At 58.2% G+C, this 26,216-nt stretch carries 29 protein-coding genes and 5 tRNA genes; 16 read left to right on the top strand and 18 right to left on the bottom strand.

Going from position 1 to position 26,216, the window contains the following annotated elements:
- Nucleotides 1–270 precede the first annotated feature (270 nt).
- The 3 genes from ACZRMH_RS24580 to ACZRMH_RS24590 are packed head-to-tail and all read left to right on the top strand — an operon-like array spanning nt 271 to nt 1,907.
- Nucleotides 271–501: a hypothetical protein gene (locus ACZRMH_RS24580; RefSeq protein WP_464015658.1), complete on the top strand. Its 231-nt coding sequence runs from the start codon at nt 271–273 to the stop codon at nt 499–501.
- A 36-nt stretch (nt 502–537) separates the two neighbouring features.
- Nucleotides 538–771 (top strand): hypothetical protein, encoded by a 234-nt coding sequence (locus ACZRMH_RS24585; RefSeq protein WP_150627992.1) that lies wholly within the window; start codon nt 538–540, stop codon nt 769–771.
- Nucleotides 771–1,907 (top strand): tyrosine-type recombinase/integrase, encoded by a 1,137-nt coding sequence (locus tag ACZRMH_RS24590; RefSeq protein WP_464015659.1) that lies wholly within the window; start codon nt 771–773, stop codon nt 1,905–1,907. The genes ACZRMH_RS24585 and ACZRMH_RS24590 overlap by 1 nt, the downstream gene beginning before the upstream one ends.
- 109 nt (nt 1,908–2,016) lie before the next feature.
- Here the strand turns inward: ACZRMH_RS24590 and ACZRMH_RS24595 are convergent.
- Nucleotides 2,017–2,093 (bottom strand) — tRNA-Val (locus tag ACZRMH_RS24595).
- Nucleotides 2,094–2,277: 184 nt separating this feature from the next.
- On the opposite strand from ACZRMH_RS24595, the gene ACZRMH_RS24600 reads away from it, so the two are divergent.
- Nucleotides 2,278–3,561 (top strand): NAD(P)/FAD-dependent oxidoreductase, encoded by a 1,284-nt coding sequence (locus ACZRMH_RS24600; protein ID WP_464015660.1) that lies wholly within the window; start codon nt 2,278–2,280, stop codon nt 3,559–3,561.
- 105 nt (nt 3,562–3,666) lie between these two features.
- On the opposite strand, the gene ACZRMH_RS24605 is transcribed toward ACZRMH_RS24600, so the two are convergent.
- Complete coding sequence (locus tag ACZRMH_RS24605) at nt 3,667–4,347, bottom strand: peptidase C39 family protein (protein WP_464015661.1); 681 nt, start codon at nt 4,345–4,347, stop codon at nt 3,667–3,669.
- 224 nt (nt 4,348–4,571) lie between these two features.
- On the opposite strand from ACZRMH_RS24605, the gene ACZRMH_RS24610 reads away from it, so the two are divergent.
- The gene (locus ACZRMH_RS24610; protein ID WP_464015662.1) at nt 4,572–4,739 is read left to right on the top strand and encodes a hypothetical protein; all 168 of its coding nucleotides are present in this window, start codon (nt 4,572–4,574) and stop codon (nt 4,737–4,739) included.
- Between the two features lie 60 nt (nt 4,740–4,799).
- On the opposite strand, the gene ACZRMH_RS24615 is transcribed toward ACZRMH_RS24610, so the two are convergent.
- On the bottom strand, nt 4,800–5,555 hold the full coding sequence (locus ACZRMH_RS24615) for a TerC family protein (protein ID WP_464015663.1): 756 nt from the start codon (nt 5,553–5,555) through the stop codon (nt 4,800–4,802).
- 30 nt (nt 5,556–5,585) lie between these two features.
- Entirely contained in the window at nt 5,586–5,825 is a 240-nt protein-coding gene (locus tag ACZRMH_RS24620; protein WP_464015664.1) for a hypothetical protein, read from the bottom strand.
- 135 nt (nt 5,826–5,960) lie between these two features.
- On the opposite strand from ACZRMH_RS24620, the gene nhaR reads away from it, so the two are divergent.
- A complete protein-coding gene (gene nhaR / locus ACZRMH_RS24625; protein WP_464015665.1) occupies nt 5,961–6,854 on the top strand; it encodes a transcriptional activator NhaR in 894 nt (297 codons plus the stop codon).
- Here nhaR and ACZRMH_RS24630 read toward each other — a convergent pair.
- Nucleotides 6,847–8,004, bottom strand: a complete 1,158-nt coding sequence (locus ACZRMH_RS24630) for an MFS transporter (protein ID WP_464015666.1) — start codon at nt 8,002–8,004, stop codon at nt 6,847–6,849. The two genes, nhaR and ACZRMH_RS24630, sit on opposite strands and share 8 nt — an antisense overlap.
- 281 nt (nt 8,005–8,285) lie before the next feature.
- Here ACZRMH_RS24630 and sstT point away from each other — a divergent pair, with 281 nt between their 5' ends.
- On the top strand, nt 8,286–9,518 hold the full coding sequence (sstT, locus tag ACZRMH_RS24635) for a serine/threonine transporter SstT (protein WP_464015667.1): 1,233 nt from the start codon (nt 8,286–8,288) through the stop codon (nt 9,516–9,518).
- A 186-nt stretch (nt 9,519–9,704) separates the two neighbouring features.
- Here sstT and ACZRMH_RS24640 read toward each other — a convergent pair whose 3' ends face one another.
- Nucleotides 9,705–10,214 (bottom strand): DUF1993 domain-containing protein, encoded by a 510-nt coding sequence (locus ACZRMH_RS24640; RefSeq protein ID WP_019826120.1) that lies wholly within the window; start codon nt 10,212–10,214, stop codon nt 9,705–9,707.
- 109 nt (nt 10,215–10,323) lie between these two features.
- On the opposite strand from ACZRMH_RS24640, the gene ACZRMH_RS24645 reads away from it, so the two are divergent.
- Together ACZRMH_RS24645 and ACZRMH_RS24650 are read left to right on the top strand one after the other, a co-directional pair.
- Nucleotides 10,324–11,640, top strand: coding sequence for an MFS transporter (locus ACZRMH_RS24645; RefSeq protein WP_464015668.1), 1,317 nt, complete (start codon nt 10,324–10,326; stop codon nt 11,638–11,640).
- Between the two features lie 198 nt (nt 11,641–11,838).
- Complete coding sequence (locus tag ACZRMH_RS24650) at nt 11,839–12,513, top strand: YceH family protein (RefSeq protein WP_464015669.1); 675 nt, start codon at nt 11,839–11,841, stop codon at nt 12,511–12,513.
- Nucleotides 12,514–12,551: 38 nt separating this feature from the next.
- Here the strand turns inward: ACZRMH_RS24650 and ACZRMH_RS24655 are convergent, their stop codons facing one another.
- Entirely contained in the window at nt 12,552–13,370 is an 819-nt protein-coding gene (locus tag ACZRMH_RS24655; RefSeq protein WP_464015670.1) for a shikimate 5-dehydrogenase, read from the bottom strand.
- A 231-nt stretch (nt 13,371–13,601) separates the two neighbouring features.
- On the opposite strand from ACZRMH_RS24655, the gene ACZRMH_RS24660 reads away from it, so the two are divergent.
- The 3 genes from ACZRMH_RS24660 to ACZRMH_RS24670 all read left to right on the top strand — a co-directional run bounded on the left by ACZRMH_RS24660 (nt 13,602) and on the right by ACZRMH_RS24670 (nt 14,594).
- Nucleotides 13,602–13,952, top strand: coding sequence for a hypothetical protein (locus ACZRMH_RS24660; protein WP_464015671.1), 351 nt, complete (start codon nt 13,602–13,604; stop codon nt 13,950–13,952).
- Nucleotides 13,953–14,110: 158 nt separating this feature from the next.
- Nucleotides 14,111–14,305, top strand: a complete 195-nt coding sequence (locus ACZRMH_RS24665) for a hypothetical protein (RefSeq protein WP_464015672.1) — start codon at nt 14,111–14,113, stop codon at nt 14,303–14,305.
- 94 nt (nt 14,306–14,399) lie between these two features.
- The gene (locus tag ACZRMH_RS24670) at nt 14,400–14,594 is read left to right on the top strand and encodes a hypothetical protein (protein ID WP_464015673.1); all 195 of its coding nucleotides are present in this window, start codon (nt 14,400–14,402) and stop codon (nt 14,592–14,594) included.
- Here ACZRMH_RS24670 and ACZRMH_RS24675 read toward each other — a convergent pair.
- Both ACZRMH_RS24675 and ACZRMH_RS24680 read right to left on the bottom strand, forming a co-directional pair.
- Complete coding sequence (locus ACZRMH_RS24675; RefSeq protein WP_464015674.1) at nt 14,542–14,853, bottom strand: AzlD domain-containing protein; 312 nt, start codon at nt 14,851–14,853, stop codon at nt 14,542–14,544. The two genes, ACZRMH_RS24670 and ACZRMH_RS24675, sit on opposite strands and share 53 nt — an antisense overlap.
- Nucleotides 14,850–15,545 carry an AzlC family ABC transporter permease gene (locus ACZRMH_RS24680; protein WP_464015675.1) on the bottom strand — a complete coding sequence of 232 codons (696 nt, stop codon included), beginning with the start codon at nt 15,543–15,545 and terminating at the stop codon, nt 14,850–14,852. Before ACZRMH_RS24680 ends, ACZRMH_RS24675 begins: the two co-directional genes overlap by 4 nt.
- A gap of 205 nt (nt 15,546–15,750) precedes the next feature.
- Here ACZRMH_RS24680 and ACZRMH_RS24685 point away from each other — a divergent pair, with 205 nt between their 5' ends.
- On the top strand, nt 15,751–16,269 hold the full coding sequence (locus ACZRMH_RS24685) for a Dps family protein (protein ID WP_464015676.1): 519 nt from the start codon (nt 15,751–15,753) through the stop codon (nt 16,267–16,269).
- Between the two features lie 234 nt (nt 16,270–16,503).
- Here ACZRMH_RS24685 and ACZRMH_RS24690 read toward each other — a convergent pair whose 3' ends face one another.
- On the bottom strand, nt 16,504–17,445 hold the full coding sequence (locus ACZRMH_RS24690; RefSeq protein ID WP_464015677.1) for a class I SAM-dependent methyltransferase: 942 nt from the start codon (nt 17,443–17,445) through the stop codon (nt 16,504–16,506).
- 319 nt (nt 17,446–17,764) lie between these two features.
- On the opposite strand from ACZRMH_RS24690, the gene pbpG reads away from it, so the two are divergent.
- Nucleotides 17,765–18,703 carry a D-alanyl-D-alanine endopeptidase gene (pbpG, locus tag ACZRMH_RS24695; protein ID WP_464015678.1) on the top strand — a complete coding sequence of 313 codons (939 nt, stop codon included), beginning with the start codon at nt 17,765–17,767 and terminating at the stop codon, nt 18,701–18,703.
- A gap of 135 nt (nt 18,704–18,838) precedes the next feature.
- On the opposite strand, the gene ACZRMH_RS24700 is transcribed toward pbpG, so the two are convergent.
- The 8 genes from ACZRMH_RS24700 to gltX form a co-directional block, all read right to left on the bottom strand.
- Nucleotides 18,839–19,291, bottom strand: coding sequence for an Hsp20 family protein (locus ACZRMH_RS24700; protein ID WP_464015679.1), 453 nt, complete (start codon nt 19,289–19,291; stop codon nt 18,839–18,841).
- A 120-nt stretch (nt 19,292–19,411) separates the two neighbouring features.
- Complete coding sequence (locus ACZRMH_RS24705; protein ID WP_464015680.1) at nt 19,412–20,371, bottom strand: tRNA dihydrouridine synthase; 960 nt, start codon at nt 20,369–20,371, stop codon at nt 19,412–19,414.
- A gap of 73 nt (nt 20,372–20,444) precedes the next feature.
- Entirely contained in the window at nt 20,445–20,879 is a 435-nt protein-coding gene (locus ACZRMH_RS24710; protein WP_464015681.1) for an acyl-CoA thioesterase, read from the bottom strand.
- A 151-nt stretch (nt 20,880–21,030) separates the two neighbouring features.
- A tRNA-Glu gene (locus tag ACZRMH_RS24715) sits at nt 21,031–21,106 on the bottom strand.
- Between the two features lie 77 nt (nt 21,107–21,183).
- Nucleotides 21,184–21,259, bottom strand: a tRNA-Ala gene (locus ACZRMH_RS24720).
- A 50-nt stretch (nt 21,260–21,309) separates the two neighbouring features.
- Nucleotides 21,310–21,385 (bottom strand) — tRNA-Glu (locus tag ACZRMH_RS24725).
- 77 nt (nt 21,386–21,462) lie between these two features.
- Nucleotides 21,463–21,538 (bottom strand) — tRNA-Ala (locus ACZRMH_RS24730).
- Nucleotides 21,539–21,829: 291 nt separating this feature from the next.
- The gene (gene gltX / locus ACZRMH_RS24735; RefSeq protein ID WP_464015682.1) at nt 21,830–23,311 is read right to left on the bottom strand and encodes a glutamate--tRNA ligase; all 1,482 of its coding nucleotides are present in this window, start codon (nt 23,309–23,311) and stop codon (nt 21,830–21,832) included.
- A 276-nt stretch (nt 23,312–23,587) separates the two neighbouring features.
- Here gltX and ACZRMH_RS24740 point away from each other — a divergent pair, with 276 nt between their 5' ends.
- On the top strand, nt 23,588–24,910 hold the full coding sequence (locus ACZRMH_RS24740; RefSeq protein ID WP_464015683.1) for an Nramp family divalent metal transporter: 1,323 nt from the start codon (nt 23,588–23,590) through the stop codon (nt 24,908–24,910).
- A gap of 86 nt (nt 24,911–24,996) precedes the next feature.
- Nucleotides 24,997–25,947, top strand: coding sequence for a siderophore-interacting protein (locus ACZRMH_RS24745; protein WP_464015684.1), 951 nt, complete (start codon nt 24,997–24,999; stop codon nt 25,945–25,947).
- The last annotated feature ends 269 nt before the right edge of the window (nt 25,948–26,216 follow it).

Raw genomic sequence — 26,216 nt, forward strand, 5'->3', positions numbered from 1 at the left:
GATCGCGCGCTCTTCAACGCTGAGTTCGGAATAGGACATAGGGGCAGCACCGTACCGGAAAGGTCAGGTGTTGCACTCAGTTTTCGCGGCCGCCCTGATTTTCAGCGTTGCATGGTTCTTTCTGGCTATCCCGCAGCTAATCAGCAGTAGCTCAGACGTCGATCTGTTCGGAGCTTTCGCCGGCACCGCCGTTTGGGCTGTTACCGGCGCAAGCATGATTATTTGCGTGATTCGCAAGGCGTAGACCTCCCAAACATCTAAGGACAGTTCATGCCCGCTAAAAATATTGGCGAGCGCATCGACGCCCGCTGCACCCGGTGCGGTGCCCGCAAAATGCAAATCTCCGAAGAATTTATTGGTTCAGGCAACTACGAGGTGCAGGCCGGCAAGGTCATCGCCGTGACGTCTGCCGACTCGCTTAAAGCCACTGGCCGCCTTTTCGGCCATTGCCGCCAGTGCGGCCACGACTGGGTATTCCGCAAGAACCCACTCACCTCTTAACCCCCTCAGCGCCCCGCCCGGGGAAAGGACTCAGACATGGCAAAGATCATTGCCCAGATCACTGCCCGCCTCCCTCGCTTGATGGAAGCCGGTGAATACAGAAAGCTGCGCTACGCAGGCGGCAAGCCCAGCTTGCAACAACTCAAAAAATGGATAGAGGAAGGCGAAGTGTTGGGAGAGGTAAAAGGCGGGATGTATTTTGTAGACCTGCAGGCAGCAATTATGGGCTCGAACGATCCGCTGCTTGCTCAAATGCTGGAGCTTGGGTAATGGCTTCTCGGCCTCGCACGATCAAAAACCGCAAGCTTCCCCCCAACCTCTACCCCAACGGCAAGTACTGGCGCTACCGCAACCCCATCACCGGCTTGATGACCAGCATTAACCGCCCGCTGGAGGACGCCATCAAGCTGGCCAGGGCAGCCAATGCAAAGCTGGCCCCTGTGATGGCCGGTGACGGTGAGCTACTCATGATCCTGACCGGCGATCGCCTACCCACCATGCGCAACCTGATAGAGCGCTTTGAGGCCGAATGGCTGAAAGATCGCGGGTATGCCGCTCGCACCCTGTTAGAGATCAAGTTCAAGCTGGAGCGCTACCGGCAGGACTTGGGGGATCAATTGGTCGGCCAGCTCGACGTGCTTACCGTTGCAGAGTACCTGGACGGCTTCAGCAACAACGCTTACACCAAGCACCGCGGTTTGTTGATCCAGATTTTTGCCTTCGCCGTGGCCAAGGGGCTGGCCGAGCGAAACGTGGCTGAGCTGACGCTGATCAAAAAGGAAGCCGAGAAGAAGCGTCAGCGACACACGCTGGCGGGCCTGATGACTATTGTGGACGCGGACACCACGCCGATCTGGTTGAAGCGCGCCATCCGCTTGGCGCTGGCAAGCCTGCAGCGGCGTGACGATATCGTTTCGTGGCTCAAGTCCGCGGTGGACCTTGAGAACAACACGATCAAGGTTTCGCCCGGCAAGACCCAAGGCTATGACAACCCGATTCACTTGCAGATCAAAATGGGCAAAGCCCTACGAGAGGTTGTGAGCGAATGTTTGCGCTCCCCCGTGGCTTCGCCCTACCTGATTCATTACAGGCCCAAGGCAAGAAGGCGTGAGCAGATAGACGCCAAGGATCACTGGACCTCGGTCACTCCGAACTATCTGAGCAACGAGTTCAGCAAGGCCCGGGACGCGGCGCATGCGTATGACCATATTCCGGCCACCGAACGACCCACCTTTCACGAGATACGCGCTTTGGGTGCCTGGCTATATGAGCAGCAAAATTTCCCGCAGGAATACATCCAGGCGCTGATGGGCCACGCGGACGCGAAGATGACCAAACACTATCAGGAGGGACACACAGAGAAAGGTATCGAGTACCTGGAGGTGGGGGCTGATTTGGCGTTCTGAGGTGGGGGTTTTGCAAAAGTTTTGCAAAAGTTTTGCAAATCGCAGACAACAAAAAAGGGCCCACCTTTCGGTGAGCCCTTCTAGACCGCCCAGCAGAGCGGATTTTGTTTGGTAGGCGCGATTGGACTCGAACCAACGACCCCCACCATGTCAAGGTGGTGCTCTAACCAACTGAGCTACGTGCCTGCTGTGGGGTCGCATTCTATAGATTTGCGGAGGGGTGTCAACACCTTTTTTGCAGCTAACTCTATGAATAGTCGAATTTTTTATTTTTAACTCAAAAACACTCATCCGCCAGTGGCTGGCGGGCGGATTTCAACTCAGGTAGCATCGGCCTCACTCGTAAAAAATATAAAACAGAGGCTGCAGAATGTCGAACACTCCCTACCCCCAGTCCTACTATGCGGCTTCAGCTAACCCGGTTCCTGAGCGCCCTGCCCTGCAGGATGAGGTGGAGACCGACGTTTGTGTTATCGGCGCCGGCTACACTGGGCTGTCGAGTGCGCTGTTTTTGCTGGAGGCCGGTTTCAAGGTCACCGTCCTGGAAGCCGCTAAGGTGGGGTTCGGCGCTTCCGGGCGCAATGGCGGTCAGATCGTTAACAGTTATAGCCGTGATATCGATGTGATCGAACGCACCGTAGGGGCCAAGCAGGCTCAGTTGTTGGGGCAGATGGCCTTTGAAGGCGGCAAGATCATTCGTGAACGCGTGGCCAAGTATCAGATCCAGTGTGATTTGAAGGACGGCGGCGTGTTTGCAGCCATCACCAGCAAGCAGATGGGCCATCTGGAAGCGCAGAAGAAACTGTGGGAACGTTATGGCAATACGTCTCTGGAACTGCTGGATCAGCGTAGGATTCGTGAAGTAGTCGCCTGTGATCAGTATCAGGGCGGCCTGCTGGATATGAGCGGCGGGCATATCCACCCGCTCAATCTGACGCTGGGCGAAGCCGCCGCCGTGGAGTCTCTGGGCGGCACGATTTATGAGCAGTCCCCGGCTGTGCGTATCGAGCGCGGCGCCAATCCTGTGGTGCATACGCCACAGGGCAAGGTGCGGGCCAAGTTTATTATCGTCGCGGGCAATGCCTATCTGGGCAATCTGGTGCCCGAGCTTGCATCCAAGTCCATGCCCTGCGGCACTCAGGTGATCACCACTGAGCCGCTGAGCGAAGAGCTGGCCAAAACCCTGCTGCCGCAAGACTACTGCGTCGAGGACTGTAACTACCTGCTCGACTACTATCGCCTGTCCGGCGACAAGCGCCTGATTTTCGGCGGCGGCGTGGTGTATGGCGCACGGGACCCGGCCAATATCGAAGCGATTATCCGGCCGAAAATGCTCAAGGCTTTCCCGCAACTCAAGGACGTGAAAATTGACTACGCCTGGACGGGTAATTTTCTGCTGACGCTGTCACGCCTGCCTCAAGTCGGCCGTATCGGTGACAATATTTATTACTCGCAGGGTTGCAGCGGTCACGGGGTGACTTACACCCATCTGGCCGGCAAGGTACTGGCTGAAGCCTTGCGTGGTCAGGCTGAGCGCTTTGATGCCTTTGCCGACCTGCCCCACTACCCGTTCCCGGGGGGGCAGCTGTTGCGTACGCCGCTGACGGCTCTGGGCGCCTGGTACTACAGCTTGCGGGACAAGTTCGGCTTTTAAGCTGTTTGTGTGGGAGCGGGCTTGCTCGCGATGCTATCTGTCAGGCAAACCGAGCCGCTACAATCGCGAGCAAGCCCGCTCCCACAGAATCTGTGTTCTGCTCTCTTATTTTTTATGGGACTCAAGGGTCTTGATGGCCGCGGCACCAGCCTGCTCCTGGCCCGAGCGCGACAGGTCATTGGCCGCTTTCAACCAGCGTGCCTTATCGACGTTGGCCGGCACTTGTGTCGGCGACAAAATCAGCACCGCCCAGCCTCCGGCATCTTTCCAGGCCGACTCGAACGTGTTGAAGTCCATCAGCCGCCGGCGTTCCATGCCCGCTCGCAACAATACCGTGCGTTTGTCGCGGTTGTAGCCCACCAGCATCGCGTAACGTGGTTCGGACCACAGTGTGCCGTCGCTGAAGCGCAGCATTACCGGATAGCCCGCCGCCACCTGGGTCAATAACGCTGAAAGGGATTTATCCAGCGGATACACCATCAAACCGTACCCCGCCGCAAGTTGCTCGATATTGCCTTGCAACGAAGCTTCGCCGCCCGGCAACTTCAGCGGCTTGACCAAAAGCCCCGGGGTAATACGGATTTTTTGCTCGCCGAGCATACCCGCCAATGTCTGCGGAGCACCCTGGTGGGCATTGCCACGGAAAAACGGCACGCCATTCAGCTCGACCCGTTCAGGCAAGCGCCGCAACTCGGGCGGTTCGACACTGGCACAGCCCACCATCGCCAACGCAAGCAAACCCATCAACCACAGTCGCGTCGATCTCAACCCAGTCACTGCCTGCATATTCCCTCGCCTTGAATAAACGCCAGACCTCAAAGTCCGCCATGGCCGTCAATCATAGGGCGCCAATAATGCGAGGTATAGCCTTATGCCACAGCCTGATCATTGAGATAGAGCAAATCGATTAGTCCTACACGACCTTCGGTCAATAGACTGCAACACTTCACGGACTAGACTGTCATCTGGTTAGCGTGTGTTTGAGCCCGTGGGGGGCAAAGGAGGCACTGATGAGCCCGATACTCACTATTTTCCTGCTGATCACCGGTTGGCTGGCCGTCGCTGGCGCCATGCTCTGGGGCCTGATGCGCATCAGCCGCCATCATCACCCGCAGGTACAGGCAAAACCGCAGGACATCCCTGAAAAGCCGGTAACTGGCACAGCAAGCGCACATTGAACCCATAAAAAAGCCGTCCACCCTGAAGGGGGTGGACGGCTTTTTAGCTTCAGCCAGCGCTTACCTGGTCAGGGCAGCCTGACGTTTTTCGCGGATCTGTCGCGCCACAATATTCAGTGTTTCAACCGTGGCCGAGAACGCCATCGCCGCATACACGTAACCTTTTGGCACATGGGCGCCGAAGCCTTCGGCGATCAGGGTCATGCCGATCATGATCAGGAAGGCCAGGGCCAGCATCACTACGGTCGGGTTGTCATTGATGAACTTGGCCAGAGGTTCCGAAGCCAGCAACATCACCATTACCGCCACCACCACTGCAATCACCATGATCGGCAAGTGCTCGGTCATGCCCACCGCCGTAATGATGCTGTCGATGGAGAACACCAGGTCCAGCATCAGGATCTGCCCGATGGCCGCGGCAAAGCCCAGGGTCACCTTCGACGTCACGCCATCGGTTTTCTCTTCCACCTGCGGGGTCATGCTGTGGTGGATTTCACTGGTGGCTTTCCACACCAGGAACAGACCACCGGCAATCAGGATCATGTCCTTCCACGAGAAGGCCTTGCCCAGCACTTCAAATACCGGTGTGGTCAGCTGAACGATGTAGGCAATGGTACCCAGCAAGCCCAGACGCAGAATCAGCGCCATGCCGATACCGATACGGCGGGCCTTGGTGCGGTATTGCTCAGGCAATTTATTGGTCAAAATCGAGATAAAGATCAGGTTATCGATGCCCAGCACGATTTCCATCACGATCAACGTGGCTAGAGCGACCCAGGCTGCGGGGCTGGCAGCCAGTTGTAAAAGATATTCCATAGGTGTGTTCGGACTCTGCGTTAAGACAAGTTAAATAGCTTTGGTCGATTCTTCTTTTTCTTGCTCAGGCTTTTCGTTTTCAATCAACCCACCAGTCGCTTCGCTGAGCGCTTGCTCAGCGGCCTTGTGGGTGTCATCAATCGCCTGCTTGGCGGACTCAGCGGTTTTACTGAGCATTTGTTGCGCAGCTTTTTCAGCTTGGTCGCAACCGCTCAACAACACCAGACCCGCAGCCAGGAGTACTGCTACAGCTGATTTTTTCATGTTCATGGTCATATTCCTCTCTAAACCGGCGGCCACCTGGGTGGCTTGCGCATAACGCGGGATTCTAGAGAATCAAACACTTCAGGAAAATTCGTATTTTTAAGCGCTATACTTCGGTTTTTACGAAGTATTACAGCGCTGATGCTTAATTACCGCCAGCTCCATTACTTTTGGGTTGTTGCCAAAACCGGCAGCATTGTGCGCGCCTGCGAGCAGCTCAACCTCACGCCGCAGACCATCAGCGGGCAAATCAGCCTGCTCGAAGACACCTATGGCCTGCCGTTATTTCGCCGGGTTGGCCGGCAGCTGGAGCTGACCGAAACCGGGCGTCAGGTGCTGCCTTATGCCGAGCAGATGTTTCAGCTCGGCAGCGAACTGGAGAGCATGCTGCGCATGGCGCCCAAGGAGCAGCAGATTCTGTTTCGGGTGGGCGTGGCCGATGTGGTGCCCAAGTCGATCGTGTATCGCCTGATCGCTCCGACCATGGAACTGGACGAACCGATCCGGATTACCTGTCGCGAAGACAAGCTCGATCGGCTACTGGCGGATCTGGCGATTCAACGTCTGGATCTGGTGATTTCCGACAGTCCCATGCCCTCGCACCTCGATATCAAGGGCTTTAGCCAGAAACTGGGGGAATGCGGCATCAGTTTTTTTGCCGCACCGGCGCTGGCCAAGGACTACACCGAGAACTTCCCGCAGTGCCTGCAAGGCGCACCGCTATTGATCCCCGGGCCAGAGACCGTACTGCGCAGCCGCCTGCTGCGCTGGCTGGCCGAGCAGCAGATCCAGCCACGCATTGTTGGCGAGTTTGATGACAGCGCCCTGATGCAGGCCTTCGGCCAGTCAGGAATCGGCGTATTTATCGCCCCCAGCGTGATTGCCCAAGAGGTGATGCGCCAGTTTGACGTTGAGCTGATCGGCCACACGGAGGCGGTGACCGAATCGTTTTACGCGATTACCGTCGAACGCAAAATCCGCCACCCCGGCATTATTGCGATTACCGAGGGGGCCAGGCGCGAACTGTTTACGTAGCACAAACAGGACGGGCCTTAGCGGTCATCAGCAGCAGCGCCAGCAAGATCGAAATCAGGATAAACCCGGCAGCGGCAAAGCCCAGGCTGCCCAGACCGTAGTTATCAATAACCCGTCCACCGACCATCGCGCCCAGGCCAATCCCCAGATTGGCCCCGGCAATATTCAGCGAGGCGGCAAATGCCGGGGCATGGGGTGCGACTTTCATCAGCCGTACATGACTGACCAGAAACATCGCCGCCTGGGTCACGCCCCAAATGCCCATCGTGGCTGCCAGGCCCAGGGTTGAGTGAATGCTTGGTACCAGCGCTACCAGGCCGCCGATCATAAAGCCACAAAACACCATCGAGGCAATCAGCGGATGGCGGTCCACCATGCGTCCACCCAGCGAGTTGCCGATCAGGCCTACCGCGCCAAAGCCCATCAGGCACCAGCCCACCAACGTGCCATCAAACCCCGCCAGCCGCTCAAGAATGTCTGCCAGGTAGGTATAAGCGGTGAACATGCCGCTAAATACCAGTACTGACAGCAGGATATGGCCAATCATCAGCGGACTGCGCAACAGGCCGAACTGTGAGCTCAGGGTGACGGTTTCTTTCACCGCACGGGTGGCAGGCAAGTAGATCCACAGCAGCAGGGCCTTGGCCAGCGCGACCACGGCCAGAATGCCAAAGGCACTGCGCCAGCCCCACGCATCGGAGATCAAAGTGCCTACAGGAATGCCAAATACCGTCGCACAGACAATCCCGAAACCGATTTTGGCTATCGCCCGTCCCGCATACTCGGGGCCGACGATATCCACCGCTGTCTCGCTGGCCAGAGCCCAGAACACCGGCAAACCCAATGCCGGTAACAGCCGGGCAAAGGCCATCACCCAGATATTCGGTGCCAGCGCCGCCACGGTATTGGCGAACGCAAACATCAGCAAAATCGAGATAAACAGCCGCTTGCGCTGGAAACGCGCGAAGTAGGCGGTCAAGAACGGGCCAAGGGCCGCAACCGTGAAAGCAAACAGGGTCACCAGCAAACCGGCCTGGGGCACGCTGACCTCAAGGTCGCGGGCAATCGAAGGCAGCAGGCCGACGATGACAAACTCGGTGGTAAGCACAGTAAAGCCGGCCGCGGACAGCAGCAGGATGGGCAACAACATGAATAACTCCAGAGACAACGAGGCCAGCGAAAGCCCGAAAGGCCCGCTGATTTGAAGAAGAATGGGGGATAGGCAATGGTAACAGAATGCTTCTACGAGAAGTCAGGTTACCCGCGAGAAGTCCAGGCCGCGATGTGGCAGATTGCCCCGCCATAGGAAAGCACCTACATCTGTATGTTAAAGTTCGCCCCCTGTTGACTTGCGTCGATCAGCCTGCACATTTGCCGCTGATGGGCCCGAAGTTTTTTATTGCACCGCCCAGAACAACTAGAGAAGCCCTTATGACTGATGCACCACCTTCCCTGCTGCAAAAGCTCAAGCGCACCAGCCTGGTGACCCAGATTGTGATCGGTCTGATCGCCGGTATTTTACTGGCCTGGCTTGCGCCCTCCGCAGCGCTTTCGGTGGCCTTTATCGGCAAGGTGTTCGTCAGCGCCTTGAAAGCCGTTGCGCCGATTCTGGTGTTTGTTCTGGTCATGGCCTCGATCGCCAACCACAAGCACGGCCAGGAAACCCATATTCGCCCGATCCTGGTGCTGTACCTGTTCGGCACTTTTGCCGCTGCTGTGGTAGCGGTTATCGCCAGCATGCTATTCCCGTCCAATCTGGTACTGGCCACCGAGAACATCGCCATTGCAGCCCCCGGCGGTATCAGCGAAGTGCTGCAAAGCCTGCTGCTGAGCGTGGTCGACAACCCGGTCAGCGCGCTGATGAACGCCAACTTTATCGGCATTCTGGCCTGGGCCATCGGCATGGGCATTGCCATTCGCCATGCTGGCGACACTACCCGCACCGTGCTCAGTGACCTGTCCAACGGCGTTACAGTCATCGTACGTGTGGTTATCCGCTTTGCCCCGTTGGGCATTTTCGGCCTGGTGGCGTCAACCCTCGCCACCTCCGGTTTCGGTGCGCTGCTGGGCTACCTGCACCTGCTCACTGTGCTGATCGGTTGCATGCTGTTTGTGGCGCTGGTGGTCAACCCGCTGATCGTGTTCTGGAAGCTGCGTCGCAACCCGTACCCACTGGTGTTTCTGTGCCTGCGCGAGAGCGGGATTACCGCGTTTTTCACCCGCAGTTCGGCGGCCAATATTCCAGTGAACATGGCGCTGAGCGAGCGTCTGGGCCTGCATGAAGACACCTACTCGGTGTCCATCCCGCTGGGTGCCACTATTAATATGGCGGGCGCGGCGATTACCATCACGGTACTGAGCCTGGCGGCCGTGCATACACTGGGGATCGAGGTCGATATTCCGACCGCCATCCTGCTGAGCGTGGTGGCAGCTGTGTGCGCCTGTGGCGCTTCGGGTGTGGCGGGCGGTTCGCTGCTGTTGATTCCGCTGGCATGCAGCCTGTTCGGTATCCCGAGCGAAATTGCGATGCAGGTGGTGGCTGTAGGGTTCATTATCGGCATCCTGCAGGATTCGGCGGAAACTGCGCTCAACTCCTCCACCGACGTACTCTTCACTGCTGCGGCCTGTATGGCCAAGGAAGACCAGGCCCTGCAACAGGGCTGAGTCCTCAGGCAAAAATCTCTGAGCTCTGTGGGAGCCAGGCTTGCCCGCGATGCAGGCGGCGCGGTGTATCAGTTACACCGTGCAGATGCCATCGCAGGCAAGCCAGCTCCCACAAGAGTTTTATACCGTGGTTCAAGTGTGGTGGGCATCCATCAAGAAGACAGTTGCTCACCCCAGGGCACTTACTTAGAACGCACCCATATAATCACGCTTGCCGACTTCAACGCCGTTATGGCGCAGGATGGCGTAAGCCGTGGTCACATGGAAGAAGAACTGCGGCAAGCCGTAGGTCAGCAGGTAAGCCTGGCCAGTAAAGCGTTTTTCTTTCGGCGTGCCCTGACGGGTGATGATTTCGATACCTTCCTTGCCATCGATTTGCTCGGGCTTGATTCCGTCAACAAAGGCCAGCACCTTGCTGATCAGTGCTTGCAGGTCGGCAAAGGTCACTTCGCTGTCGTCGTATTTCGGCAATTCGATTTCAGCCAGACGGCCCGAAACGCCCTTGGTAAAATCAACGGCGATTTGCACCTGACGCACCAGCGGGAACATGTCCGGCGCCAGACGCGCTTGCAGGAATACACTCGGGTCGATGTTCTTGGCCGTGGCGTGAGCTTCAGCCTTGGTCAGAACACCGCTCAGGGCGTTGAGCATTTGCTTGAAAACAGGAACGGAAGCGGCGTACAGAGAGATAGTCATGAAAGTCTCGACAGTCTGTGGGCGGGAATTGAATGTGCGGCGATTATAGACACGCCAGTCGGCAACTGGTGTATGAAGATCAACCTTAAGGTCACACCCGGGAAGTACCATGCCCTCTGCAAACCCTGCCACACCTCCCGCGACGAGCCTGGGCGACCCGGTGCAGGCGCTGTATCGCAAAATTACCTGGAAACTGATCCCCTTTTTGTGTTTCTGCTACCTGGCCGCTTATCTGGACCGGATCAATATCGGCTTCGCAAAACTGCAAATGCTGGGCGACCTGCAATTCAGCGAGACGGCATTCGGACTAGGCGCGGGACTGTTTTTTGTCGGCTATATCCTTTTCGAGGTGCCGAGCAATCTGATTCTGGAAAAGGTCGGTGCCAGGGTCTGGATTGCCCGGATCATGATCAGCTGGGGCCTGCTTTCGGCCTGCACCATGCTGGTCACCACCCCTGCCCAGTTCTATGTTGTGCGTTTTTTGCTGGGAGTGGCCGAGGCCGGTTTTCTGCCCGGCGTGCTGTATTACCTGACCACCTGGTTCCCGACCCAAAGGCGGGGGCGCATCATTGCCCTGTTCATGATCGGCATGCCGCTTTCCAGTGTTGTCGGCGGGCCGCTGTCGGGATGGATCATGGGCGCTTTCGACAACACCGCAGGGCTGCGGGGCTGGCAATGGCTGTTTATCATCGAAGCGATCCCCAGCGTCGTGCTGGGCATCCTGACCTTCTGGGCGCTGCCCGACAGCCATCACAGCGCAAAATGGCTAAATCACGCAGAAAAGGCCCTGCTTGAAAAAGTGCTGCAACAGGACGACGCCGAAGGCCAAGGCAGCAAGCACCGCTTCCGTGACGGTTTTTTCAATCTGAAAGTGTGGATGCTCGGCGGAATCGACTTCTCAATCCTGCTCAGCGCCTATGCGCTGGCATTCTGGATGCCGACCTTTATCCGCAACGCCGGCGTGGCCGACCATTTCCATATCGGTTTGCTCACCGCCCTGCCCAGCGCAGCCGCCCTGCTTGGCATGCTGGTGATTGGCGCCAGTTCCGACCGCCACCGCGAACGTCGCTGGCATATCATCGTGCCCTTTCTGATTGGCGCGGCCGCGATGGCTGCCAGCACCTTCTTTAGCCACAACGTACTGGCGACCGTTTTACTGTTTGCCATTGCCTCGGCCGCCATCATCGGCGCCGTACCGGTATTTTTCAGTTTGCCCGCGACCTTTCTCAAGGGCCGTGCCGCCGCTACCGGCTTTGCCCTGGCCTGCTCGCTGGCCAATATCGCCGGGCTGGTCAGCAACTCGCTGATGGGTATCGCCATTGACGTAACGGGCAGTAGCTCTGGAGCAATGTGGTTTTTCGCCAGTTGCCTTCTGCTGAGCAGCCTGCTGGTGGTTGCCCTGCCAGCGAAAGTGGTCAACCGCTGAAATACTGCAGGAGAGTACCTGTGGGAGTAACTGTGGGAGCGGGCTTGCTCGCGATTGCATCACTGCGGGAACCAGATACACCGAGTTCCCGGCATCGCGAGCAAGCCCGCTCCCACAGGGATTTATGCGACATTCGCTCTACCGCGCAAAAGACTCCACAATGGCCGCTGGCAACGGTTACTCAAATTGGAGATGAAAATGGAAGTTCCCGCTGATCAGTTCTCAGAAAACCCACAACCCGATTCTGACGCAGGACCTCTGCTCAACAGTACCGAGATCCGCATCCTCGGCTCCTTGATCGAGAAACAGGCCACCAACCCTGAAACCTACCCGCTGACGCTCAATGCGCTGGTGCTGGCCTGCAATCAGAAAACCAGCCGCGAACCGGTGATGAACCTGACTCAAGGGCAAGTCGGGCAAAGCCTGCGCGCGCTCGAAGGCCGGGGGTTTACCCGCCTGGTCATGGGCAGCCGTGCCGATCGCTGGGAGCACAAGGTCGACAAGGCCCTGGAGCTGGTGCCTGCGCAAGTGGTACTGCTGGGGCTGCTGTTTCTGCGCGGCCCGCAAACCCTGAACGAGCTATTGACCCGCAGCTCGCGCATGCACGACTTCGAAGACACCGAACAGGTCCAGCATCAACTGGAACGCCTGATTGCCCGCGACCTTGCACTGCTGGTACCACGCCAGAGCGGCCAGCGCGAAGACCGTTACATGCATGCCCTGGGCGACCCGGACGCTATCGAAACCCTCATGGCCGCCCGCCAGCAACCCGCAGAACGCAGCAGTGGTGCCCCTGCTGTATCGCTAGAGCGTTTTGAGGCTCTGGAAGCCCGCATCGCCGCTCTCGAAGCGCGCTTGGCCGAGCTGGAATAACCCCACAATCGGGCGAGGCAACTCGCCCGCTCTGGCCATCAGCTGCGGGCGAAGGCCACCGCTGCCTGGAACTGCTCGGCGGTTGGCCGCACGCCGGTGTACAACACAAACTGCTCCAGCGCCTGAATGGCAATTACCTCAAGCCCAGTAATCACCTGTTTGCCCTGGGCGCGACCGCGAACGATCAAAGGTGTTTCCACCGGAATTGCCACGACATCGAAGATGATATCGGCGCGATCGATGGCATCTGCCGCAAAGGCCAGATCATCGGCCTCAGCCCCGCCTGCCATGCCTACCGGCGTGGTGTTGATCAGCATCTGCGGCCTGTGTGCAGCCAACTGCGGCTGCCAGTCATAACCGCAACCTGCAGCCAGCGCGGCGCCGGTTGCCTGGTTGCGCGCCACAATCACGCCATTGCGATAACCGCCGTCGCGCAGGGCAGAGGCCACTGCCTTGGCCATACCGCCGCTGCCCGCTAGGGCAAAGGTGGTGTCCTTGGGCACCTTATGGCTGTCGAGCAGTTGCGCAATGGCGATGTAATCGGTGTTGTAGGCCTTGAGGTGGCCGTCGGTGTTGACGATGGTATTGATCGAGGCAATGGCCTTGGCCGAAGCGTCCATCTCGTCGACCAGCTCGATGCAGGCTTCCTTGAAGGGCATCGACACCCCGCAACCACGAATCCCCAAGGCGCGAATACCGGTTACGGCACCCGCCAGATCCTTGCTGCTGAAAGCCTTGTAGTAAAAGTTCAGGCCCAGTTGTTCGTATAGATGATTATGAAAACGCAGCCCGAAGTTGCCCGGTCGGCCTGACAACGATATGCACAACCGGGTGTCTTTATTCGGATTCATTTGCATGCTCATCTCCTTGCTGAATGCTTTTGGATGGACGGCAGAAGCCGTACAGAGAAATTTGTTGGATTATAGTGCTGCCGCCTGAGCTGAACCGTCTCAGCGCCAGCAAACCTTACACAAAATTTACCGATGTGCTTCGCAGTTTTTTAAAAAACACGGTCTTAAGATTATCCCCGCGATTATCTTCGGTCTGGTGCAGGCCGAAACGTCGGGGCTGAATTTCGAGGAATCGTCATGATGCGTACCATCCCCAAAGTCGCTTTGCTTATCGGCACCCTGGCTGTCGCAGGGCAGGCATCCGCTCATGGTGGTTGGGGTCCCGGGCCGGCAATTTTTGGCGCTGTGGTGGGTGCAGCGGTGGTTGGCTCGGTTATCGCAGGCCACGAGCAGCGCCCGGTTTACGTGCAGCAACCGGTGTATGTGCAGCCACAACCGGTTTACGTACAGGCACCGCCGGTCTATTACCAACCGCAACCGGTGTATGTACAGCCGCCACAGCCCGTTTACTATCAGGGCTACTACGGTCGGCCGCACCCGGTGTACTACGGCCCCCCACGGGGTTATTACGGCCCGCCGCGCTGGTGATCCCGGCACTGGCAACCGGCAGGCTGTTGCAGCTGCCGGCAGGTCCGCACAGAGAATATGAATGTCGCAGATGAGACACCGCAGCGCCCCGCACTGCGGCATTATGGGGCGCAACTGGCGCGTTTATCGGCAACATCATAAAAACAAGGACGACCTCAATGCCTACACAAAACCCGCACCATATCGTCGGGCTCTGCACTTCCAGCAAGGTGTACAATACTCTGACCGAACTCAAGCAGCTCGAAGGCCACCGCACCGCCAAGCTGCTCTCCCTGCTGACCCAGCACCTTGTGCGCGAGGGCGTGCTGAGTGATCAGGAAGTGATGCATATGCTCGATCAGGTGGTTGACTGACACCTCATCGGCATCAATGACGACTATCAAGCGCAATGATTTCTTGCGCAGCGGCCAAGCCCGTAAGGTAGCGACATTGTTGAAGGAGGTATGTATGCCCAAGATTCATGTCATGACGGTTGTAGGTAGCGCCGTGCCCGCGCCGTTGCGTGCCGACGGTCTGCTGGCATGCTGGTATGTGGTCAGCGACGGCGTTGCCGTGAGCGGTCCGTTTACTTCACGCGCCGCGGCCCAGATCAAAGCCACCAGCGAAACAGATAAAACAGCCCCACACTCAACGCGACACTGAGCAACACGTTGCGGCTCCACAGCATCAGCCCTATGGCACACAGCCCGGCCAGCAGGTACGGGTTGGTCGGGCTCAGATCCAGCTGGTGATCCTTGACGAAAATGATCGGCCCGCAAATCGCCGTCAGCATCCCCGGCACGGCAAAACCCAAAAACTCCTTTACCCCGCGATTCAGGCGAATCGGCAACCTTGGCTCCAGAAACAGGTAGCGGTTGAAAAACAGGATCAGGGTCATCCCGCCAATAATTGCCCAGATCATGCCCAATACCCTCCCAGACGTTTGCACAGATAGCCTGCGACCATTCCCGCCAGACCGGCCAGCACAATCGCCGACTCCCATTGCCAATGACTGAACAGCACCACGGCCAGCAATGACACCGCCACGCAGACCACTGTGGGGATATTGCGTACTACCGGGGTGATCAACGCGATAAAAGTGGCCGCAATCGAGAACTCCAGGCCCAGTTGATCCAGTCCCGGAATGCTCTTGCCCAGCAGCACGCCAAGCAAGGTGAAAATATTCCAGCCCACATACATGCACAGCCCCACCCCCAGCGCATACCAGCGGTTAAACGTTCGTTGGTCGAACGGGCTGACCAGGGCGAAGAATTCATCGGTCAGCAAAAAGCCCAGCCCCAGGCGCCATCTTGGCTCCAGGGGCGATACCAGCGGGCGCAAGTGCATGGCATAGAGCAAATGCTGCGAGGTCAGCAGCAAGGTAGTGATCAGAATCGATATGGCACTGGCGCCGCCCTTGATCATGCCAATGGCGACCAGTTGCGCGGCACCGGCAAACACAAACAGCGACAACCCCTGACTCTGTGCAGGGCTCAACTGGGCATCAATGGCAGTGGAACCGGCCAGCAGCCCCCAGGGCGCGCACGCCAGCGTCAAAGGTAAGCAGGCAATGGTGCCGCGCACAAACGCGGTTCGAGCAAGGGAATCAGACATCAAATACATTCCGGCAGTAAGCAGCGGCAAAGGGTCGCAACTTGATTGACGAAAGTCTTGAACGATCTTGCTCAGCAGCCCTCATAACTTTACCCGGCCTGTTTGAAACCGGCCCGGCGGGTTTGACGAGAGGCCGATCCTGGTCTTTAGTCAGGCGCATTCAAGAGACGTGAATTCCGATCAACCGCTGCCACGAGGAACCACCATGACAGACCTGAAATCCGCCAAGGAAAGCAGAAAGGCCGATCTGCGGACACCTACGGCATTAAGCGAAAGAGCCTGTATCGATATTGCAGCCGAAGTGAATGCACTGCTGGCTGATACCTTCGCCATTTACATGAAAACCAAGAATTTCCACTGGCACATGTCCGGCCCGCACTTCCGTGACTTCCACCTGCTGCTGGACGAGCAGGCTGACCAGATCTATGCGACCACCGATGCCATTGCCGAGCGCGTACGCAAGCTGGGGCGCACCACGCTGCGTTCCATCGGTCATATCAAGAAACTGCAGCGCCTGCTGGATAACGACGCCGATTTCGTGACCCCGGAAGACATGCTGGCTGAACTGCGCGAGGATAATATCCAGCTGGCAGCCTATATGCGCGAGACCCACGACATGTGCTCCGAGCTAGGTGACGTGGCCACCACCAGCCTGCTGGAAAACTGGATCGACGAGGCCGAGCGCCGCGTGTGGTTCCTGTTTGAGTCGTCACGCACCAAGTAACCCGTCATGTGGGAGCGGGCTTGCTCGCGATAGCATCACCCCGATTGGTCTGACAGACCGCGCCGCCCGCATCGCAGGCAAGCCAGCCCCCCATAAAAGCCAGGTCGGGGGGCAAGCAGCATGAAACTTGTTTCACAGTCCATAAGCACGGCGAAGGGTATATTCGCCCTGCTCATTGCTCATTCAATGAACCCCTTGGCCCGCACCCTCCCCCGCGGGCTTTTTTTTGCCCGGTCAAACGCCCTGCTTGAACACCAGCGCCTTGAGGCCACACTCGGCATCCGTATCCGGGAACTCCGGCGGGTTATCCAGACGCTGAACAAAGCGCAGGCTTGGCGCATCCCGGGTCACGCCATCGATCAGAAAGTCCGAGCCCAACGCAGGATCGTTCATGCAAGCCAGCACTGTGCCGTTCTCACTGAGCAACTCCGGCAAGCGCCGTACTACGCGCTGGTAATCCTTGGTCAGCAAAAAGCTGCCCTTCTGGAATGACGGCGGGTCGATGATCACCAGATCATACGGGCCGGTGCTTTTTACCTTGCCCCAGGACTTGAACAGCTCATGCCCCAGAAACGTCACCTTGCTCATGTCATGGCCGTTCAGGCGATGGTTGTCGCGCCCGCGACTAAGGGCTGCACGGGACATGTCGAGGTTGACCACATGCTGTGCTCCGCCTTGGATGGCAGCCACGGAAAAACCGCAAGTGTAGGCAAACAGGTTCAATACCCGCTTGCCCTCGGCATTGGCCCGCACCCAGTCGCGACCGTAGCGCATATCCAGGAACAGGCCATTATTCTGCTTGCGGCCCAGGTCCACCCGGTAGCGCAAGCCGCCTTCGGTCAGCGTCCACTCGTCAACCGCTTCGCCCACCAGCCATTCAGTGTCGCTTAGCAGCGTATAGCGATGTTGCAGCACCAGGGTGTGGGCACCACTGGCCAGCCACGCCGGTGACTGCGCGATGTTCAACAGCAGTTGTTTCAAGGCGTCCAATTGATCGGCCTCAGGCTCCTTGAACAGCGAGACCAGCATCACGCCTTGCAACCAGTCCACCGTCAGTTGCTCAAGCCCTGGCCAGCAGCGCCCGCGGCCGTGAAACATACGCCGGGTTTCGTCGGGCGCAGCCTCCAGGGCGGTCAATAAGTGCTGATGCAGGGTAGTTAACGCTTGAGGAGTCATCGGGCCGGCCGGTCAATTTCATGGGGGCGGCATTTTACACAATTGCCGGGGCCACAAGCACTTGATGACGAGCCCGCAGGTTTCCCGGCAACGCCCTCAATCTTTCAAACCCGTTCAGCTGAGGCACAGCCTCCAACTGCTAATTTCGGCGCCGCGCGCTGCGTCAAAAACAAACCACTGACACAAACCGATTTATTGCGCAAAACCCTGCAAACTCAGGCATTTCTGCCGCAATTGATCCATACTGACTAAATGTAACGTTATGTGTATAACAGCCGTTGCAGCCCGGTACTTCCCAACCCTTTTTGAGTCATTCTGCGTGAAAATTCATCTTTCCATTTTGAGCCTGTGTTTGGTTCTGGCAGGCACCAGCGCTTCTTCAATCGCCGCAGCGGCTGAAAGCACTTCGGCCCCACGGGATACCTCACAACTGCATATCGCTTCAGGCAGCGCGCTGCTGATCGACCTGCAGACCAACAAAGTCATTTTTGCCAGCAACCCTGACGCCATCGTACCGATAGCCTCTGTCACCAAGCTGATGACCGCCATGGTGGTGCTGGATGCCAAGCAGTCGATGGATGAGTACATCTCGGTCAATATCAGCGACACACCGGAAATGAAAGGCGTGTTTTCGCGAGTGAAAATTGGCAGCGAACTGTCGCGTCACGAAATGATGCTGATCACCCTGATGTCCTCGGAAAACCGCGCGGCGGCAAGCCTTGCCCATCACTATCCGGGTGGCTATGTGGCGTTTATCGCGGCGATGAATGCCAAGGCCAAAAGCCTGGGCATGATGAGCACGCACTACGTTGAACCGACCGGACTGTCGGTCCACAACGTGTCCACCGCCCGCGACCTGAGCAAGCTGCTGGCAGCGGCACGGCATTACCCGATGCTCAGCCAGTTAAGCACCACCAAGGAAAAGACCGTGGCGTTCCGCAAACCCAACTACAGCCTGGGTTTCAGCAACACCGATCATCTGGTCAGAAAAGACAAATGGGATATCAAGATCACCAAGACCGGCTTTACTAACCAGGCCGGTCATTGCCTGGTGCTGGTCACTGAGATGGGCGGTCGCCCGGTATCACTGGTGATTCTGGATGCCTTTGGCAAATACACCCACTTCGCCGATGCAGGGCGGATTCGCAACTGGGTGGAAACCGGAAAAAGCGGCGGCGTGCCTAATGTCGCCTTGCGCTACAAAGCCGAGAAGAATCTGCAGAAAAACCAGCTGACTACAGGTCAGGCCGGAAAGTAAAAGATGGCGGGTTAAATGCAGGCACTTGCCCCGGGGAGAGGATCGGGGACAAATGCCTGCGTGCTGCTCGCTACATACCGTGCATAGAAAGAACCCCGTCACCTGGACGGGGTTCTTGCCTGGCACATGCTCAGATCAGTTTTGCAGAGCAGGCTGCGAATCCCCATTGATCGGGATGCGTTTGGCTTTTGCCTCTTCCGGCACCACCCGCTCCAGGTCGATGCTCAGCAAACCATTGCTCAGGTTTGCGCCTTTGATCTCGATATGGTCGTCGAGACGGAAGGACAATTTAAATGCCCGCTGTGCAATACCTTGATGCAAGAAGGTCAGGCCTTCTTCGCTGGTGCTTTCACGCTTGCTACCGCTCACGGTCAGCACACCTTTCTCCACTTGCAGTTCCAGGTCATCTTGCTGGAAGCCTGCTGCCGCTATCACGATGCGATAGCTGTCTTCACCCCGTTTTTCAACGTTATAAGGTGGGTAGCCACCGCTGGAATCGTTGCGTAGCGCGGTTTCAAACAAATCACTAAAACGGTCAAAGCCGACAGAATTACGGAACAGTGGCGCCATGGAAAGAGCGTTGCTCATAATTTCATCCTCCTGATTTCAGCGAGATTTTTACGCGACCCGGTTTCGGCATCGCGTACCCCTTAAATAGGGATCGGCAAAAGCATTTCAAGAGGTTTTTTTGAAATTTTTTCAGCTGCCTCAGACCGCATCCGCAGGTGGATTGTTAACCAGATGACGAACCTTTTCGCAGTCGGTTTCACGGCGCATGGCATTGAACAGCACCACCGCCTCAGGGTAGTTGCGGGTCAACATGGCCAGCCATTGCTTGAGCCGTCCCGGGGCTGAGCGCGGCGTCAACTGGGCCTCGGCCTGGGCCCAGAAGTCGCGGATCATGGGCTGCAAATCAGCCCAGGTCATGGGTACCACTTCTTCCCCGGCACGAGCCGCAGCAATCTGCGCAGCCAGGTCCGGGCGCGATACCAGGCCGCGACCCAGCATGATGTCCTCGGCCCCACTGATTTCGCGGCAGCGACGCCAGTCTTCAACCGACCAGATATCGCCATTGGCAAACACTGGCACCTTGACCACGTCCTGCACCTGGGCAATGTATTCCCAGTGCGCAGGCGGCTTGTAGCCATCCATCTTGGTTCGCGCATGCACCACGATCTGACTGGCACCACCTTCGGCCAGAGCAATCGCGCACTCATTGGCGCTGTCCGGTGTATCGAAGCCCAGGCGCATCTTGGCGGTGACCGGGATATGCGCAGGCACGGTGCGGCGCACTTGCAGCAGGATCGCGTGCAGCAGCTCGGGTTCCTTGAGTAGCACCGCGCCACCACGGGACTTGTTCACGGTCTTGGCCGGGCAGCCGAAGTTCAGGTCAATCACCCCGGAGCCCAGCTCACAGGCCAGCGCCGCATTATCGGCCAGGCAGGCGGGATCGGAACCGAGCAACTGCACGCGCAGTGGCACGCCGGAGCGCGTCTGCGCACCGTGCTGAAGTTCCGGGGCGAGCTTGTGGAAGTAGGCTTCTGGCAACAAGCGCTCGGTGACCCGAATAAATTCGGTCACACACCAATCAATACCGCCGGTGCGGGTCAGGACATCACGCAGGATGTTGTCGACCAACCCTTCCATCGGCGCCAAGGCAATTTGCATGGGTGACTCTCATAAAAAACGTGCGGCAGTTTACGTGGTTCTGCGGGCAATCGGTATGAGCAGGTGCTGACGCTCAGGCTGTCACGACAGCCGGGCCATAACCTTCCAGAAACTGCGGCGGCAGGCGCTTGGGTTTGCCGGTGGACAGCTCGATGCAGACAAAGGTGGTTTGCGCACGCAACAACGTCACGCCATCGCTGGGGCGCACGAGCTGAAAGTGGCGGGTCATGCGCAGGCGCTGGTCACAATCGACAATCCAGGTTGCCAGTTGCAACTCGTCGTCTTCGTAGGCGCTGGCCAGGTAATCGATTTCATGCCGGGAGACCGCCATGGCGCGGTCGAGGCGACGGTACTCGGTGAGGTCCAGCCCCAGGCGCTGCGAATGGCGCCAGGCACAGCGTTCCAGCCAGACCACATAAGCTGCGTTATTGGCATGGCCAAACCCGTCGATGTCTTCAGCCTGCACGTGCAGATCAATGATAAACGGTGCTGCCAGATCCCAACTCATGCCCTGTCTCCCTGTACATAAATAAGGAGCGCAGTGTAACGCAGAGGGGGTGGCTGCAAGGCTGGAGGCGAGGAATATAAAAACTGCAGACAAACAAAAGGGCCATTCAATAATCGAATGACCCTTATAAATCCCGCAAAGCGGGTAATCGTGGCGTCCCCTAGGGGACTCGAACCCCTGTTACCGCCGTGAAAGGGCGGTGTCCTAGGCCACTAGACGAAGGGGACACAAACCCTTCTAACAGTGATCAGCACTGCGTGCTGATCGATTCAATGCCAGTGTGGCCCGACATTGAACTGTAAATTGGTGGAGCTAAACGGGATCGAACCGTTGACCTCTTGCATGCCATGCAAGCGCTCTCCCAGCTGAGCTATAGCCCCGATTTATCGCCTGGCGGCGGAGCAACACCGAAGTGCTGCTTCTGTAAAACTGGCGTCCCCTAGGGGACTCGAACCCCTGTTACCGCCGTGAAAGGGCGGTGTCCTAGGCCACTAGACGAAGGGGACACAAACCTTCTGACAGTGATCAGCACTGCGTGCTGATCGATTCAATGCCGGTGTGGCCAAGCATTGAACTGTAAATTTGGTGGAGCTAAACGGGATCGAACCGTTGACCTCTTGCATGCCATGCAAGCGCTCTCCCAGCTGAGCTATAGCCCCAAACTATCATGTTGGGTGTTGCCGTGTTGCGTTCTGCTTGTTTCGTGTTGCTGTGTTGACGGGGCGCATATTAAGACTGGATGGGTAGGCTGTCAAACTTATTTTCAAAGTTTTTTAAAAAAATTTGCCGTGAGAACAACCACTTACCCTCTCCACCCCGTAAATACTGGGCCAAACCCACAAAACCTGTAGTCGCTGCCGAAGGCTGCGAAGGGTTGCGGAGCAACCCGTTTCCCTGGAAACACCTCAACACCCATCGCAGCCTTCGGCAGCGACTACAGATTAAAGCTGTTAACCGATCGCGTTAAACAGCTTTTCCCACTCTTTGTTTTCTTTCTTCGACACGCCGCCCAGCAGGTCCAGCGCCTGACGCAGACGGAAACGGGTCAGGTCCGGGCCCAGGATCTCCATGGCGTCCAGCACCGATACCGAGCTGGCCTGGCCTGTGATCGAAGCAAACATCAGCGGCATGGCATCACGCAGCTTCAACTCCAGGGATTCAACCACGGTCTGAATGCAGCCGGTGATCGCATCCTTCTCCCACTGACGCAGGCTCTCAAGCTTCCAGAGGATCAACTGCATCAACTGACGCACCTGTTCGTTGGACAGCTTCTTGTGCTCAAACAGTTTGGCATCCAGCTGCAGGCCGCCGGAGAAGAAGAAACCGGCCAATGGCGCGATCTGGCTGAAAGTCTCGACCCGGCCCTGTACCAGCGGCGCGATCTTCATCATGTACTCGGGGTTCAACGCCCACTGCTGCACGCGGCTGGCAAACTCTTCCAGCGGCAGGTCACGCAGCCACTGGCCGTTGAGCCAGGACAGCTTCTCGACATCAAAGATCGGCCCGCCCAGCGATACACGGCTCAGGTCGAAGTTGTCGACCATTTCCTGCAGCGAGAACTTCTCGCGCTCGTCCGGCATCGACCAGCCCATGCGACCCAGGTAGTTGAGCATGGCTTCCGGCATAAAGCCCATGCGCTCGTAGAAGGTCACCGAAGTCGGGTTTTTGCGCTTGGACAGCTTGCTCTTGTCCGGGTTGCGCAGCAGCGGCATGTAGCACAGCTGCGGCTGTTCCCAACCGAAGTATTCGTATAGCAGGATCAGCTTGGGTGCCGATGGCAGCCACTCTTCGCCGCGCAGAACGTGGGTAATGCCCATCAGGTGGTCGTCGACCACGTTGGCCAGGAAGTACGTCGGCAGGCCGTCGGTCTTCATCAGGACCTGCATGTCCATGCGGTCCCACGGGATTTCAACGTCACCGCGCAGCAGGTCCGGCACCACGCACACGCCTTCGGTCGGCACCTTCATGCGGATAACGTGGGGTTCGCCAGCCGCCAGGCGCTGAGCAACCTCTTCCTTGGACAGCAGCAGCGCACGACCGTCGTAGCGCGGGGTCTCGCCCTTGGCCATTTGCTCGGCGCGCATCTGGTCCAGTTCTTCGGCAGTGCAGAAGCACGGAAAAGCATGGCCCATATCGACCAGTTGCTGGGTGTACTTCTTGTAGATCTCGCTGCGCTCGCTTTGCCGGTACGGACCGTGCGGGCCGCCAACGTCCGGGCCTTCGCTCCAGGTGATACCCAGCCAGCGCAGGGCATCGTAGATTTGCTGCTCGGACTCGCGGGTCGAACGCAATTGGTCGGTGTCTTCGATCCGCAGGATAAATTCGCCGCCATGCTGCTTGGCAAAGCAGTAGTTGAACAAAGCGATGTAAGCGGTGCCGACGTGGGGGTCGCCGGTAGGCGATGGCGCAATGCGCGTGCGAACGGTGGTCATGGGCGGTCTCGAAATAGAGATAAAACAAAGGGCGAATGGTAACAGGCCGACCCGGCTTGGCTCCAGCACAGTCCCCGGACCAGCCGCCACACGGCCGAAAAAAACCGTAATAGAGCGTTTGTATCGAATTGATACGGGGAAAATCAGCAGACAGCGGTGTAGTCTCGGCCCATTCCTGGCATACCTGGGCTGCAGACTGCCGCCCATGGCGGGCGCATAGACACCGTGCTGCCCCAGGGGCGTTTGCCCGAACCGCTATAACAACGGAGCCCGCGCTTGAAATTCAGCCTGCCGAAAACCGCCACCGCGCCCTTCTGCCCTTCCGAAGTCAGTGGCAGCGTTACCGTCGATGCCAGTGCACCGTTCTTCAAACGTGCGCTGCGCTTTGCCGGCCCCGGCTTGCTGATCAGCATCGGCTATATGGACCCGGGCAACTGGGCCACCGCCATCGAAGCCGGTTCGCGCTATGGCTACAACCTGCTGTTTGTGGTGCTGCTGGCCAGCCTTGCGGGCATGGCCGTGCAGTGCCTGTGCTCACGCCTGGGTATCGCCACCGGGCGCGATCTGGCGCAACTGTGCCGCGAGCGATACAGCAAGCGCTCGGCGCGGGTGCAATGGTTATTGGCAGAAATCTCGATCATCGCCACCGACCTTGCCGAAGTACTCGGCTGCGCGCTGGCTTTTCACCTGCTACTGGGCTGCTCGTTGACGGTCGGCATCGCCCTCACCGCCTTCGACACTTTGCTGGTGCTGGCCTTGCAAGGCAAAGGTTTGCGACGCCTTGAAGCAATCATGCTGGCGCTGGTAATGACCATCGTTGCCTGTTTCTTTGTTGAACTGGTGCTGATCAAGCCTTATTGGCCGGACGTGTTCGAGGGTTTCAAACCGTCACTGTCGGCCATCAGTGATACAGCACCGCTGTACATTGCCATCGGCATCATTGGCGCCACCGTGATGCCGCATAACCTGTACCTGCACAGTTCCATCGTACAAACACGCCTGACGGGCAGCGACTACGCCAGCAAACTGGACGCCGTACGCCTGTCGCGCATCGACACTATCGGCTCCCTGGCTCTGGCGCTACTGGTCAATGCGGCGATCCTGATCCTTGCCGCTGCCGCCTTTCACCAGACCGGCAATACCGACGTGGTCGAAATCCAGGACGCCTACCGCATGCTCGACCCGCTGGTGGGCGGCGCCATGGCCAGCGTCCTGTTCGGGGTGGCGTTACTGACGTCCGGGCAAAGTTCGACCTTTACCGGCACCATTGCCGGGCAAGTGATCATGGAAGGCTATCTCGACCTGAAAATCCCCTGCTGGCAACGCCGCCTGATCACCCGGGGGCTGGCGTTGATCCCGGCGTTTCTCGGGGTGTGGCTGATGGGTGACGACGCGGTGGGCAAGTTGCTGATCCTCAGCCAGGTGGTGCTCAGCCTGCAGCTGCCGTTTGCCCTGTACCCGCTGATCCGCATGACCGGCGATAAAAAGCTCATGGGGCCTTTCGTTAACCGTTTGCCAACGCGGCTGCTGGCGTGGTTTCTGTTTGCGGTTATCAGTTGCGCCAATGTGTGGCTGATTGCGCAGATCGGTTTTGCCTGAGCCGAGGGGAGTTGAGCTTGCCTGCACTTAAATTCATCACCCCGCAGCTCGTTATACAAAACGACTCCTGCTATTGAGGTGCTGTCATGTCCGCCGCTGCTACTGTGGTGCAAAACCTGCGCAATCGACTCACCAAGCCCACGGGCTACCGATTGTTCGATATCCAGCTCAAGCGCCGCATCACCTTGAGCCCGTCGCTGACACGCTTTGTATTCAGCGGCAGCGATGTGGCGCTGATGCGCACCCTGGCACCGGATCAGCGCGTCAAAGTGCTGTTCCCAGGCCTCGATGGTACTGTCCCAAACCTGCCAAAACAGGGCGACTGGCGTGCAGCGCTGCGCGATTTGCCTCCCGAACAAGTGCCCTTTATGCGCTCTTACACCATTCGCAACCTGCGTGCGGAGTCAGGCGAACTGGATATCGACTTTGTTCTGCACGGCGACACTGGCCCCGCGTCGCGCTGGGCTACGCAGGCCAGACCGGGCGATCGTCTGCAAATCAACGCGGCCAATGCCGCCTTTGCAGACGATCCCGGCGGCTATGAATGGCAGCCACCGCAAGGCATGCGCAAAGTGCTGCTGATCGGCGACGAAACCGCACTGCCGGCCATTGCCGGCATCCTCGAAGAACTGGCACAGCACCCCGACACGCCTCAGGTACAAGCCTTTATCGAGGTACCTGAAGAAGCTGACTGCCTGGCGCTGGCCTGCGGCCCCAACACCAAGGTGCACTGGCTGCCCCGCGCCAGCCTGGGCAAACAGCATGGCGACGGCATGATCCTCGCCGCCCGCGAACTGGCCAGCTTGCCGCCCAGACGCATGCAGGCCCAGGCCTGTGCGGCACTGCAGGAGCTGGATCTGGACAACCAGCGCCTGTGGGATCGGGCCAGCGCCAGGCACAACGAGTTCTATGCCTGGGTGGCTGGGGAATCGATGGCGGTGATGACAATCCGACGATTTTTCGTCAATGAATGCGGCCTGGACCGTAAAGGGCTGACCTTGATGGGGTACTGGAAATTGGGGCGGTCGCTGGGGTGAGCACAACCCCCTGCAGCTGCCGAGGAACGAAGGCTGCGTTCGCGTGGTGCGGCTCTCCGACGAAGCCGTCGCAAAACCGGAAGCCGCAGTCTACCCGTTCAACCGCGGATTCAGGTTTTACGATTGCTTCGTCGCAGTGGCGCACCAAACCGAACGCAGCCTTCGTTCCTCGGCAGCTGCTATGTATGGACTCGCCCCCACTGTCTACCTGCTTTTAAAAAACTGCCGCCCCGTTGCATCTATGTATTAGGCCTATTCGAGGAAGCCGT

It is taken from the genome of Pseudomonas sp. B414, assembly GCF_055408445.1.